This window comes from Dyella caseinilytica, assembly GCF_016865235.1.
Classification (GTDB): Bacteria; Pseudomonadota; Gammaproteobacteria; order Xanthomonadales; family Rhodanobacteraceae; genus Dyella_B; species Dyella_B caseinilytica.
The window spans coordinates 2,698,758-2,711,812 of the sequence record NZ_CP064030.1; the positions used below are offsets into that span (position 1 = coordinate 2,698,758).

The 13,055-nt window shown below is 57.2% G+C and carries 12 protein-coding genes; 6 read left to right on the forward strand and 6 right to left on the reverse strand.

What is annotated here, in order from left to right; genetic code table 11:
- The first annotated feature begins 190 nt into the window (after positions 1-190).
- Both ISN74_RS11600 and ISN74_RS11605 read left to right on the forward strand, forming a co-directional pair.
- Positions 191-913 (forward strand): carbonic anhydrase, encoded by a 723-nt coding sequence (locus ISN74_RS11600; RefSeq protein ID WP_188800817.1) that lies wholly within the window; start codon positions 191-193, stop codon positions 911-913.
- Positions 914-1,077: 164 nt separating this feature from the next.
- Positions 1,078-2,382 carry an alkaline phosphatase family protein gene (locus ISN74_RS11605; RefSeq protein WP_188800819.1) on the forward strand — a complete coding sequence of 435 codons (1,305 nt, stop codon included), beginning with the start codon at positions 1,078-1,080 and terminating at the stop codon, positions 2,380-2,382.
- 61 nt (positions 2,383-2,443) lie between these two features.
- Here the strand turns inward: ISN74_RS11605 and ISN74_RS11610 are convergent, their stop codons facing one another.
- Positions 2,444-2,902 (reverse strand): fasciclin domain-containing protein, encoded by a 459-nt coding sequence (locus ISN74_RS11610; protein ID WP_188800821.1) that lies wholly within the window; start codon positions 2,900-2,902, stop codon positions 2,444-2,446.
- An 801-nt stretch (positions 2,903-3,703) separates the two neighbouring features.
- On the opposite strand from ISN74_RS11610, the gene ISN74_RS11615 reads away from it, so the two are divergent.
- Complete coding sequence (locus ISN74_RS11615; protein ID WP_188800823.1) at positions 3,704-4,618, forward strand: LysR family transcriptional regulator; 915 nt, start codon at positions 3,704-3,706, stop codon at positions 4,616-4,618.
- On the opposite strand, the gene ISN74_RS11620 is transcribed toward ISN74_RS11615, so the two are convergent.
- The 4 genes from ISN74_RS11620 to ISN74_RS11635 all read right to left on the reverse strand — a co-directional run bounded on the left by ISN74_RS11620 (position 4,599) and on the right by ISN74_RS11635 (position 8,482).
- Complete coding sequence (locus tag ISN74_RS11620) at positions 4,599-4,982, reverse strand: VOC family protein (RefSeq protein ID WP_188800824.1); 384 nt, start codon at positions 4,980-4,982, stop codon at positions 4,599-4,601. The genes ISN74_RS11615 and ISN74_RS11620 overlap by 20 nt on opposite strands.
- Positions 4,979-6,265 (reverse strand): MFS transporter, encoded by a 1,287-nt coding sequence (locus tag ISN74_RS11625; RefSeq protein WP_188800826.1) that lies wholly within the window; start codon positions 6,263-6,265, stop codon positions 4,979-4,981. Before ISN74_RS11625 ends, ISN74_RS11620 begins: the two co-directional genes overlap by 4 nt.
- Positions 6,266-6,465: 200 nt before the next feature.
- Positions 6,466-7,308: an alpha/beta fold hydrolase gene (locus ISN74_RS11630; protein ID WP_188800828.1), complete on the reverse strand. Its 843-nt coding sequence runs from the start codon at positions 7,306-7,308 to the stop codon at positions 6,466-6,468.
- 55 nt (positions 7,309-7,363) lie between these two features.
- The gene (locus ISN74_RS11635; RefSeq protein ID WP_188800829.1) at positions 7,364-8,482 is read right to left on the reverse strand and encodes an aldo/keto reductase; all 1,119 of its coding nucleotides are present in this window, start codon (positions 8,480-8,482) and stop codon (positions 7,364-7,366) included.
- Between the two features lie 210 nt (positions 8,483-8,692).
- On the opposite strand from ISN74_RS11635, the gene ISN74_RS11640 reads away from it, so the two are divergent.
- Positions 8,693-9,637: a LysR family transcriptional regulator gene (locus ISN74_RS11640; RefSeq protein WP_188800830.1), complete on the forward strand. Its 945-nt coding sequence runs from the start codon at positions 8,693-8,695 to the stop codon at positions 9,635-9,637.
- A 3-nt stretch (positions 9,638-9,640) separates the two neighbouring features.
- On the opposite strand, the gene ISN74_RS11645 is transcribed toward ISN74_RS11640, so the two are convergent.
- Positions 9,641-9,805 (reverse strand): hypothetical protein, encoded by a 165-nt coding sequence (locus ISN74_RS11645; RefSeq protein WP_158543188.1) that lies wholly within the window; start codon positions 9,803-9,805, stop codon positions 9,641-9,643.
- Positions 9,806-10,907: 1,102 nt separating this feature from the next.
- Here ISN74_RS11645 and ISN74_RS11650 point away from each other — a divergent pair.
- Positions 10,908-11,696 (forward strand): hypothetical protein, encoded by a 789-nt coding sequence (locus ISN74_RS11650; protein ID WP_188800831.1) that lies wholly within the window; start codon positions 10,908-10,910, stop codon positions 11,694-11,696.
- A 449-nt stretch (positions 11,697-12,145) separates the two neighbouring features.
- A complete protein-coding gene (locus ISN74_RS11655; protein WP_188800832.1) occupies positions 12,146-12,961 on the forward strand; it encodes a hypothetical protein in 816 nt (271 codons plus the stop codon).
- Positions 12,962-13,055: the final 94 nt, after the last annotated feature.

A 13,055-nucleotide genomic window follows, 5' to 3' on the forward strand; every position in this document is an offset into this window, starting at 1 on the left:
CGCACGGAAGCGAATACGCCGCATATTCCACGAGTAATCTGGCATGCAGCTTACACGCCACCTCCTTCACAAGATCTACACACCACCGCGCCGCTAGATAACCACGCCCTGCCCGCGGTCAAGAAGCAAGCCGACCGCCTGCACACGATCCTCCCGTAGCTCAATCCGACAACCTGGATGGAGGCATACCATGTGTGATCATCCTTCGCATTCGCAGCAGTCTCGACGTCAGTTTCTCGGAGCAGGACTTGGATTGCTTGCCCTCGGCGCTCTCGCGCCAAGACATCTGCTCGCCGATGCGGCACCTACCCAAAACGCCATTTCTCCCGACACCGCGCTGCGCCGCCTGCTTGATGGCAACGCGCGCTACGCTGGTAACAACCTCGATGCCAAGGATTTTTCAGCGGGTCGCGCCACCCGCGTCAAAGCGCAATATCCCATCGCTGCGATATTGAGCTGTGCCGATTCACGCGTCGCCCCGGAACTGGTGTTCGATCAGGGACCGGGTGATTTGTTCGTGGTGCGGGTGGCAGGTAACTACCTGAGCGGCGACAGCCTGGCCAGCCTCGAATACGCGGTAGGTGTGCTGAAAGTACCGCTGATCGTGGTGCTTGGTCACACCGAATGCGGCGCGGTCAAGGCTACCGTGGCCGAGATTGAGGATCCGCATCCATTGCCGGGACATATCTGGGATATCGTCGATGCTGTACGTCCGGGCGTGGAAAGTGTCGTGAAAGCGGGAGGCGACCAGGTCATCCGCAACGCGATCGGTGCAAACGTGGATTACAACGTATCGCGCATTGCCAGCGCGCAACCGGTGATATCCGAGGCAGTCAAGCACGGCAGTGTAAAAGTGGTCGGCGGCGTGTATGAGTTGTCCACCGGGAAAGTGGCCATGCGGCAGTCCGCCTGATCACACGCCACCCAACCACCCGCTGAGGGTAGTTGTTGCGGCCTGAGCAGCGCTGGAAACCATCGGCGCTCAAGAACTTGCGCCCGCCATATTCTTTCAGCTGAATTAGTCACACAACTGCGCCATCATTGGCAGGCTGTCTATCGTTCAAACGGATCTTCTTCATGAAACACCTGCCCCGCTTGCTGCTTTGTTCGCTGGTCGCACTCAGCACCGGCTGCGTCTTCCATCGTCACGCCAATGAACCCACGCCGCCACCGCCCGAGACCAAAGCGCAACAAGCCAAAGCCGTTGCCACGACACCGTTGCTGCTGATCTCGATCGACGCCTTCCGCGCCGACTACATCGACCGCGGCGTAACCCCGAACCTGCAAGCGATGGCAGCGAGCGGTGTACACGCCGATTCCATGCAGCCTTCGTTCCCCTCGCTGACCTTCCCCAACCACTACGCCATCGTCACCGGCCTGGTGCCGGACCATAACGGCATCGTGAATAACTCCATGGTCGATCCGGAACTGGGCAAGTTTTCGCTGAGCGACCGCAAGGCAGTGAGCAACGGCTTGTGGTGGGATGAAGGCACTCCGCTATGGGAGAGCGCGGACGCCGCTGGCCTGCGCACCGCAACGATGTTCTGGCCCGGCTCCGAAGCGGATATCCAGGGCAAACATCCGGATTTCTGGAAGCCCTTCGACGGCAAAGTAACGGCGAACCAGCGCGTGGATCAGGTTCTGGCATGGCTGGATATGCCGGCCGACCAGCGCCCTACTTTTGTCACCCTGTACTTCGATGCGGTCGATCATGCCGGTCATCAGTACGGTCCGGATACACCGCAGGTCAATCAGGCGCTGAGCGATACCGATGCGGCCATCGGACGCTTGGTCGATGGCCTGCGCCAGCGCGGGCTCTACGACAAGATCAACATCATTGTGCTGGCCGATCATGGCATGGCCAGCGTGCCGCCGGATCACAAAATCCTGATCGATAAGCTGATCGACTTAAAAGACGTCGAACTGGTGAACCTGGGAGAAGTCGCTGGCTTCAATCCCAAGCGTAAGCACGACTTCAACGCTGTCGAAGAACAAATGGAACAACCGCAGCAACACATGCACTGCTGGGACAAGACGCGTATTCCAAAACGCCTGAACTACGGCTCCAATGCACGCGTGCCGCAATTGGTCTGCCTCGCAGACACGGGCTGGCGCATCACCACCACGGATTACCTCGCCAAGCACAAGGGCCCGATGAGCCTGGGTGAACACGGTTACGACAATGCCGACCCGCTGATGCAGGCTTTGTTTATCGCGCATGGCCCAGCCTTCCAAAGCGGCATTCGCTACCACAGCTTCCCGAATGTGGATGTCTATCCGCTGATGGCTCACCTGCTGAACATTGTGCCGGCATTCAATGACGGGCACTTTGAAGATGTGCAGGGCATGTTGAAGCCGGAACCGGCGACGACTACGCAGTAAACACTGCAGCACGTAGGTAGGGTTACCCCGGATTTGATCTGGGGTAATTCAACGTCGTGAATCAATGCTTCACGGAAGGCTCAATGGGCTGCATGACCGTGTCGATCATATGAATGACGCCATTGCTTGACGCAATATCCATCCCAATCAGGTTGGAGCCATCGATCCTAATCTTGTCTCCTTCCTTGGTGATGATGGCTGATTGGCCTTGCAACATTTTGGGGCGCGACATGGTGCCCACGTCAGCGGAAGATGCAAGGCCAAGAAAGATGTGATACTTGAGCACGGAAAGCAATTCGTCCCTATTTTCCGGCTTTAGCCAATCATCAACCGTGCCCTTAGGCAACTTGGCGAATGCGGTGTCGTTCGGAGCAAATAATGTGTAGGGACCTGAGGCACTCAGCATCACCGTAAGCCCTGCTACATCCAGCGCGTTTCGTAATACGCCGAATGATCCGAGCGAATCAACTGAGTCGACAAGGTTGCAATTCGAAGTATGGTCGTTGACATAAGTACGCATAACGTCTCCTGCGAAAATGGTCCGCCTGCGGCCCCGATGCCTTAAGTCAGCAGACGAAACCGCAGCTCCGACGTAAACATCGGAGAAATACTCAGTTGACGTTAGGGAATAGGACCGCGTGGCTGAGACGCCTGCCAAGGAAAAGGGTTTATTTTCCCAGCGCTAGAGCAGCATGCGCCTACAGTTGTTAGTTAAGGGTAATGCGTCAAGCAGGCGATCCGTAGCAAAGTGATTCGTTGAGCATCCTTAAGGATCGGGTGCCTCTCATTTCTACCGATCGCCATGATTCCCGGCGCAATCGCAACAGGGTCGAGGCTTGGCCCAACGCATTCAAACTTGGGTACACGTCTTGGTTCCCATAAAGGACTATGCTGGGGTCACGACTATCCCAAGGGTGGAGATCATGACAAGCATTTCTGGCAAGACGAAGAACGGATTTACGTACGAAGGTGACTACGAACAGGCAAGTTCAGATCGAGTCACCTGGACCGCCACCTACAGACAAAGCGGCCATTTCTACGGGATGCGGCATGGCCGAATCAACGAGCTTGCGGGTGCGTCCGTGGCAGAGGTCGATGATGCTGTCAAAGATGACATCGAATCGACGTGGACTCGGCCCTCCTAGATGTAAATGACGCCTCTTGCTTTACATCGAAAACCAGCGATATCCCAAAGATGATACGAATGGCTCGTTGATTGATTAGTCGCCTATACGTGACCGACGCACCCACCAAGGTGACCCATCTAGATAAGAACACCAAGGGACTTGAGCATTGCGTGGCTTGCCGCCAAAGTAACGGCATGAGCATCGAACTACGCCACCTGCGCTACTTCGTTACCGTCGCAGACACCCTGCACTTCGGCAAAGCCGCAGAGCGGCTCGGCATGTCCCAGCCACCGCTAAGCCAACAGATCCGCCAGTTGGAAGAGACCGTAGGCGCACGCTTGCTCACGCGTACTAACCGCCGTGTGGCACTGACCGAACCCGGTCGCCTGTTCCTGCAGGAGGCGCGTGACATCCTGACCAAGGTGGAGCACGCCGCCGAGCTGGCCCAGCGCGCACAACGCGGCGAACTGGGAGAATTGCGCATCGGCTTCACCCGCACCACCCCGCTGTCGCAGAACATTCCTCGCGCGATCTTCGCCTTTCGCCAGCGCTACCCTGCCGTACACCTGCAACTGGAAGAGATGAATTCGCTGCAGCAGATCGATGCGCTGCTTGAGCGCAAGTTACATGTAGGTATTCTTCGACCCGGCGTATTGCCCAAGGCGCTGGTGTCCAAACGGCTGTTTCGTGATCCGCTGGTGGCGGTGCTGCATGCGAATCATCCGGCGCTGAAAAGCGTGGGCGCACGCGGAAAGCTGCCCACCAAGGCGCTGGCGCAGGAACCATTCGTGGTGTTTGCGCGCAGCGCCGGCGCAGGCGTCTACGAACATGTGTTCTCGCTGTGCCGCACGGCAGGCTTTGCGCCGCGCATTGCACAGGAGGCACGCGAAGCCTCCACCATTATCAGCCTGGTAGCGGCCGGCCTGGGCGTTTCCATCCTTCCCGAATCTTGCAGTCACATCAACGTGGATGGCGTCCGTTATGTGCCGCTAGCCGATTCCAATGCGATGTCGGAAATCCATGTGGTGTATCGCGACGATGAACGCCTGCCACTGCTGCCGCACTTCATCCAGATGATCTTGAACAACACTAAGCCGAGTAGTTGCTGACTTCGACCAAGTTGCCATCCGGATCACGGCAATACACCGATTGAATCGGGCCACGCGCACCCGTACGCCTCACCGGCCCCTCTTCGATCGTGACGCCGCATTGCCTGATGTGTTCGATCACCTGCTCCAACGGCACGGACGTAATGAGGCAGAAATCGCCTGACCCTGGCGTGGGCTGCGTGGCCTTAGGCTCGAATTCATGGCGATACTCGTGCAGATTGATCTTCTGGATACCAAATGCCAGCGCCTTGCGTCCCTCGCCAAAGCTGACGATATCCATACCAAGCACACGTGAATAGAAATCGCAGGTAGCGTCGATATCCATCACGGTCAGAACAAAATGGTCTACACGATCAATTTTCATGGCATCGCGCCCTTGCTCATGGGGGTTGGAGGAGTCACCAGTTGCGGCAGCGGCTGCAGCCGATACAGTCGCAGTGCAATCAGCAGGCCAGCCAGCACCATGGCGCCCACGAACAACGCCACGCCTAGCCAACCATCTGCGGCATAAAACAGTCCCCCACTCGCGCCCGCTACGCTCGACCCCATGTAGTAACTGAACAGATACATCGACGATGCTTGCGCCTTCGCCACGCCCCCGCGGCGACCGACCCAACTGCTCACAATGGAATGGCCGCCAAAGAAACCGAAGGTGATGGTCGTGATGCCAAGGATGATGAGCCACAGCGATGCCAGCATCGTGCACACGGTGCCCATCAACATCAGCGCAAAAGCCGTCCATAACACCTTGCGGCGCCCCAGCTTGCCGGCCAGATGCCCCATCCACGCCGAACTGAAAGTGCCGATGAGGTAAATGCCAAAAATCAGGCCGACTACTGTCTGGCTGAGGTTGTAGGGCGGCGCCAGCAAGCGATAACCAAGATAGTTATAGACCGTGACAAACGCGCCCAGCAGCAGGAAGCCCTCAACAAACAGCCACGGTAACCCGGGATCGCGGAACATGCCTGCAAAGCGTGCATACAACGCGCGCCACTGCAGGGGCTTCGGATAAAAGTGACGCGATGGCGGCAAGGCTTGCCAGAACACCAGTCCCGAGATCAGACCCACCACGCCTACTACACCAATGCCGATGCGCCAGCCGAAATAATCGGCGACCACGCCGGAAATCAGCCGACCACTCATGCCACCCACGGCACTGCCGCTGATATACAGCCCCATGCCCAGGCCGATCGACTCGACATGCATCTCTTCGGTGAGGTAGGTCATGGCAACCGCGGGCAAACCGCTTAGTGTCAAACCGAGCAAGGTGCGAATCGCGAGCAAGGCGTACCAGTTCGGCATCAATGCGCTGAGCAACACCAGCACCGCGGAAGAAAGCAGCGACGCAACCATTACCGACTTACGCCCCAAGGCATCCGAAACGCCACCGGCAAACAACATGGCGAACGCCAGCACACCCGTCGTCACCGAGAGCGACAAGGCACTGGCAGCGGCACTGATGCCGTAGTGCTGACTGAACAGCGGCATGAGCGGCTGCACGCAATACAGCAAGCCAAACGTGGCAAGGCCCGCTGCGAACAGCGCAAGGTTGGTGCGCTTGAAGGCAGGCGTACCGTGGCGGATCAGGTCTTCCTCGGACCATGCCACCGGCTTTCTGGTCGATTGAGTGGGAGTACTGGCGTCCATCGCGGGAAGATCGGGGTGAATGGCGCAAGCATAATCGCGGGTGTGCAGGTGATCGATAGCTTGGTGAGTCCGGCTTGATAGCTGGGGGATATCAATGGGTCAGATGGATGCTCCGGGTACACACAATCTGTCGCCCCGTGCTGATCAGGAAACGCCACAGATTCGTCATCCCAGCTTTCGCTGGGATGACGGGCCTAGCATTACGCGGCGCTTTGGGTTTTCAGCCTCAGCACATTCCGTATCTCCGCCAACACCTGCGCCGGCGCTTCCATATTGGCGTGATGCCCGGCCCCATCCATCACAAGCGCACGCGCATGGGCCATGCCCCGGGCCAATTCCTGCGTCAAGTGGCGTACTTCCATCTGATCCTCGCTGCCGACTATCAACACCACCGGCACGTCAATCTCGTGCAGACGCTCCAGCGCCGAGGGCTGTGGCACCTGCTGATCCTGCGCAGCGCGTGTCCAATAACTGGTTTCCCGCTTGAATAGCCGCGTGGTCATCGCTTCAGTGTGCTTTCGCACGGCAGGGTCAACCTCATTCGGAGCGCGACACGGCCCATCTGTGAACGCACGCAACGAACTGTCGATCAGGCCATTGGCATCCATGGTGCTCAATGCTTGCAAGAACGCGCGGGCAGCCGGCGTGCTATCGGCAAAGCGTCCCCAGTAACCGGCCCCTACCAGTATCAGTGCGCTGACGCGTTCGGGGTGTGCCAGGGTGAAATCCAGCGCCGTCGCTGCCCCGCCGGAACAGGCCAGCAGAGCAGTGCGCCGAATGCCACGGGCGTCCAGCACGGTAGCAAGATCTTTGTGATGCGCGTAACGGCCGGACTCAATGGTGGAGCGGCCGAAACCGCGCGCGTCGTAGCGCAGCACACGATGTGTTTTGGCCAGTGAGACGAATTCGGTATCCCATTGACCGCTGTCGACCAGAAAACCATGCAGCATGGTGATGGCATCGCCTTCTCCGGCTTCTCCGGCTTCTTCGGCGTAGAGGCGGGCGTGGTCGACATCGATCCAATGTGTTGTTGACGTAGTCATATATTTTTCCTTGGGCTCGATTCGGTTGCGAAAGCGCTTACCCAACCTACGCGGCTCAGCGCGATGTCGTGAACGACTGCGCCTGTACAGCAGGAACGAAAACACCAGGTGCGTATCCGGCAGGTTTGTCGCCCACCGCCACCCCACCGTGTATGCGCGTCTGCTGGATATCCGCAAACATGTAATAAGGGAACGGTTTATCGGTGGCACTGACTGCATCGAGCCGAGCGCGCAACACCGCCGGTAACTGGAACGAGAGTGCAGCGAGATTGGCATCAAGCTGTTCGAGCTTGGTGGCGCCGATAATCACTGAAGCGATACCCGGCTGCGTAGCCACCCAGTTCAAGGCGACGGCAGCCATGCTCTGCCCTGCCTCCTTGGCCACCTTTTCCAGTTCCGCGACGATCGTCCAGTTGCGTTCGGTAAAACGTTCAAAGCCAGGGGCAGATGTCACCTTCGCAAGGCGTCCCTCGCCTTCGCCACCGGTTTGGCTGGGTTTGTACTTGCCGGAAAGCATGCCCATCGCCAGCGGACTCCACGCCGTGATGCCCATGCCCAGGTTCTGTGACAGCGGCACATATTCGTGTTCGATGTGGCGCTCAGCCAGCGAATACTCCAGTTGCATGTTGATGAGCGGCGTCAATGCATGAGCTTCGGCGAAGGTCTGTGCGCGGGCTGCATACCAGGCCGGCACATCGGAAAGGCCTGCATAACGAATCTTGCCGGCACGCACCAGGTCGTCGAACGTGCGCACCACTTCTTCGGCCGGCGTGACGCGATCCCAGGTGTGCAGCAGGTACAGATCGATGTAGTCGGTGCGCAGGCGGCGCAGTGACGCCTCCACTGCACGCATGATGTTCTTGCGGCCATTGCCGCCCGCATTGGGATTGCCCGGCTGCCCGTTGTAAGTGAACTTGGTGGCGAGCACCACGCGATCACGCGTACCGCTCTGTTCGATGAACTGGCCGAGCAGGCTTTCGCTGGAGCCTTCGGTATACAGGTCAGCGGTATCGATGAAGTTGCCGCCAGCATCCAGATAACGGTCGAACATGGTGCGTGCCGTATCGGCAGCAGCGCCCCAGCCCCAGTTCTCGCCGAAGGTCATGGTGCCCAGAGAAAGACGGCTGACGCGCAGGCCGGAACGGCCGAGGGTGAAGTATTGGTCGAGCGACATGGCGATGACTCCGTCGGTTGAATGTGGAGCGCAGTGTGCGCCCCCTGATTCCGAGGAAAAATCACCATTTGGTTGATGCATTATTTAGAAAAACTAACTAATGTACATTCCGTCGCCCCGGCGCAGGCCGGGGCCCAGTGTCTTTGCTGCACAAAAGTCGCTAGGCCCCGGCCTGCGCCGGGGCGACGAACCAAGGGAGCCTAACCAACCATGCGCGACCACTACGCCCTGCGCGCTTTCCGCGCCATCGCCGAACATGGCAGCTTCACCCGCGCCGCCGCCACGCTCGATGTCACGCCGTCGGCGCTGAGCCAGACCGTGCAACAGCTCGAAACGCAGCTCGGCACACGCTTGCTGCAACGAACAACGCGTCGCGTCGGCCTGACCGAAGCCGGGCAGGAAATGCTTCAGCGCATTGCGCCAGCCCTGAACGAGCTGGATCAGGCCATCGACGCGATCCGCCAGCACGCTGACCGGCCACGCGGCACCCTGCGGATCACGGTGCCGGTCGTGGTGTCGCAAACCATCATCGAACCCATGCTGGGCGAATTCATGGCGCGCTGGCCGGATGTGCAATTGGATATCCGTGTGGACAACGGTTTCAGCGATCTGGTCGCCGAAGGGCTGGATGCCGGCATCCGGCTTGGCGAGCGCGTGCAGCGCGACATGGTGGCGGTGCCGCTCGGCAGCGCCATGCGCGGCGTGGTCGTTGGGTCACCCGCGTATTTCAAGCGCTGCGGCTACCCCAAAACACCCAAAGATTTGCAAAACCACCAATGCATCAAATACCGGATGGCCAGCAGCGGCGCGATCTACCGGTGGGAGTTCGCCCATCGAAGCGGCCCCAAGAAAGGCTGCTGGTATGAGATTGCCGTTGACGGAAGCCTGACCGTCAACGACATCTCGCTGGCCTTGCGCGCCGCTGAAGACGGCATCGGCATGATTTCCATACTGGAAATTTCTGCGCGCGCTGCACTCGATGCAGGGCGCCTGGAAAGCGTGCTCGACCCCTGGCTGCCGCCATTCGAGGGCTTTTACCTCTACTACCCGAGCCGATTCCAGGTGCCACCCAAGCTGCGCGTATTCATTGACTTCATTCGCGAATGGACACAACGCGGAACAATGGCCTCTACATTGTCCCGCGCCTTGCCCTAGCACTCAGCGGTAACGCCAGTAGCCCCCTACCCAGACATGGCTCGGACCCCAATAACCCGGCACCCACACACGGGCCGGGCGCGGCGCAACGACAATGCAACCCGTCTGCGCCAGGGTGCCACCCAGTACGGCCAATGCGATCAGAAAGACGGAAAGATAACGACGCATGATGCTCTCCTCATGAGCATGAAACTCACATCGGAGAACGCAGCCTGGAATCATCGCGATGACGACGCGAATCTGAACTGATGCCGATGGTTCAGCCCTGGCGTCAGGCAAATGAAAGCCAATGGGCTGTCCATTGATTTCCTTAAATGCGGCGCATTAAAAATGCGTCCCAGCCTGCGCGCTCACTTGACGATGCAGAGATGCATTAGGTTCACCCCAACCTACACACTTAGGTGCCCGCTCTTCTTTGCTCGTCATCCCAGCGAAAGCTGGGATCCAGCGTATTGATTACATCGAAGGCACTGGATCCCAGTTTTCGCTGGGATGACGGCAAAGTAAGCGCGCCGGAAAACGAACGTCGCCTAACCCAGGACCGACGCAACGAATCAGCGAGAAAGAAAATTACGCTTTCTCTACGCCCTCGCCCGGAACCTTTATCCGATTTCTATATCAAAACCACCATCCTACGCACCGCGTTGAACACGTCACTCAAACAACAATAAGAACACGTCAATCCATTCCCCTTGGAATACATTCCGATGTTCAGAAGGCTTGCAGCCGGAGGCCGCCACGCGAGGTAGCGGGCAGCAGCCTCCCGATGATCCGGCTCCGGCTGCAAACCTTCTCAACAGCGCACAGCTTGGCCAAGCGTCACAGCCACATATCAACCAAATAACGTAAAAAAAGCTTTTTATTTGGACGTCTATTACCTTCATCCATCAATAAAATAACACGTCATTCTATCAATCATTCATTTTTCATCGACTTCAAATACATTTTTCGCGGAAACGCTCATAAGCATTGACCGCACATTCACCAAAGCCAATGTACACCCCTGGCTTACCAGTGAGCGGCCCTTGCTTATGCAAACGGTACATACCCACTGGCAAGGGGTCTTTAATTGAGGATGCGTGTTTAGCATTCGACGCGTGACAAAAGTGGCACTCCGTCCTTTCACTCTTAGCCAGCTGAATAGTTATTTATTTTGTTACCAAACTCTGGCTTCCGCTCACAGTTGCACGCGTCGGCGCACCATCTTCACACCGCTCTAAAGACTCCGATCAAAGGGCTCATGACACTACTTTGATTGCGGAGGCGCCACGTGAAAAATCTGAACCGGCCACATTTCTCATCATCTCTATTCACCCCAATTGCCGTCGCATTGGCATTCGTGCTTGCCACCCCTTTGCTAGCACAAGACACCGGATCGGTGCCTTTTGATGCGACCGAGAACGCTCTTTCGGGTACCTATACCTGTGATGGCGGCTCTCAAGTGACGATCAATTCGGTGGACACTTCGACTACCGATGTAAGCGGCAGCAGCGACGCCACCGGGTCTAATCAGAGCGCCACTGCATGCGGTCTACCGCTTTACTCTATTGCGTCAGCCGACGACACCACGAATGCAGCTGACACGACGACGCAAGACGATGGCGACGGATCGAGCACCCTGTCGCAGGTTAGTTTGCTCGGCGGCGTAGTAAGTTACACATCAAAATCCGAGTCAGACAGTTGCCAAGCGGATGCTACCGGCCAACCGACCTGTACTGGCGCTGTAACTATTCAAGGGCTGACGTTTGCAGGCCAGCCAATCACGGGAACTTTCACCCAACCCACGACATTTCAGACCACGGATTTACAGGTTGACGTTGGGAGCTCTTGCACCGGCGCGGCGCTTTTTACGGGTCAATTGACGATTGGGGACTACAGCATTCAGCAAGATGGAGATACCGGCACACTTGATTTCGCAGCCATTCATCTCGTTGGCACCCTTACTTGCGCCGGCCTTCCATTGACTTCCGTTACTGTGGATCTTAAGGACGATTATCAAGTAGATGATGAATCATATAAAGAGATCCTTTTTGAGTTCGAAGCCAGGGACACGCTCTAGCTTAAGAGTCGGATTTTGTACGTGCTCGCCTAACCAGAGTCGACTCGCGCTGAAAAACCTTGAGGTCACGAGACCGCAAGTTGCATTAGCCAACATCGCAACTGGCTAGCCAATTTGAGCGAATCAACGCCAAGCTCGACGGGCGAAACCCGGCCGAGCTTGGCAGATGCATCCAATCATCATGCTCATAACGGTGCCAGGTTGCGCTCTTAACGGTACCAGGTTGCGTTAATACGTCATCACATTTAGACGTCTATACGCCATAAATAATTTCTACAAATACCTTCTCTTGCGTTTATGCGAGTCTTTTCACCGACTTCGCGTCATCATCTTCAATCAACGCAAAAAGCATCGACCCGCCATTCACCCCATCAGACCTATAAAGCCTCGTCCATCGCTCGACGGGCAATGCAAGCAAGTCATATCCACCACTAATGAGGGGAATTGCCATGCATGCAACACGCAACAACCGGGGTACGAAAACATTTGCCGCAACTTTGCTTGCGGTGGCTATCGGCCTGGCCAGTACAGGGTATGCGCAAGCGCAAAGCGTCCAGTTCAGCAGCGAGGCGGATTCCGATAGCGGCACGGCGACGCAAACACTATTGGGACTGCTGCAGTCGCCTCAAAACTGGGGCCCCGATGATCAAAGCCAGACAACCACGTCGGGAAGCAATGATCAGACGGCGCCATCTATCGACGAAGACATCAGCGGCGTAGACGTCTTCGAATCCGAAGACGCTGACAACAGTACCGATGCCGGAGCCACTGGCGACCAAGCTGATGCCAGCTCCTCTTCCGGAAGCGGCAGCGCCTTAGGCGGATTGATCTCGTGGAGCAATCTTTCCATCCAACTGAGCTGCCTTCCGGACGGCAGCATTAGTGATCAGATTGATTGCACAACGTATGAATCCGTCACCAACCTCTTGATCAACGGTCAACCCGCAGCGAAGGCAGGCAGTTTTGCTGCTGGAACATCCATCCCCGTATCCGGCAATATCCCGGATACGAACTGCCCGCTCGGCACGGATAGCTTCACCGGAAACGTTGTTCTGGATAATTCAATTCTCAACAGCGGAGGCGAACAGGGCTCCGACAACGAAATCGGCATGCAAATAACCGGAACCGCCACCTGTGACACCTTGGGTCTTGTGCCGCTTTACACCACCGCTTACAACGAGCAGATTGGTGCACCGCGAATCAGCTATGAATACACTGCACAAAAGTACATTGTCGAAAAACAAGTAAATTATTACTACTATTAGCAACCATCAGCGAGCGTCCTCAAAACAACAGGCCTCGACGAAATCCGGCGAGCTCAAGCTCGCCGGATTCCAACCCAACAACCGGAGTCAGTGC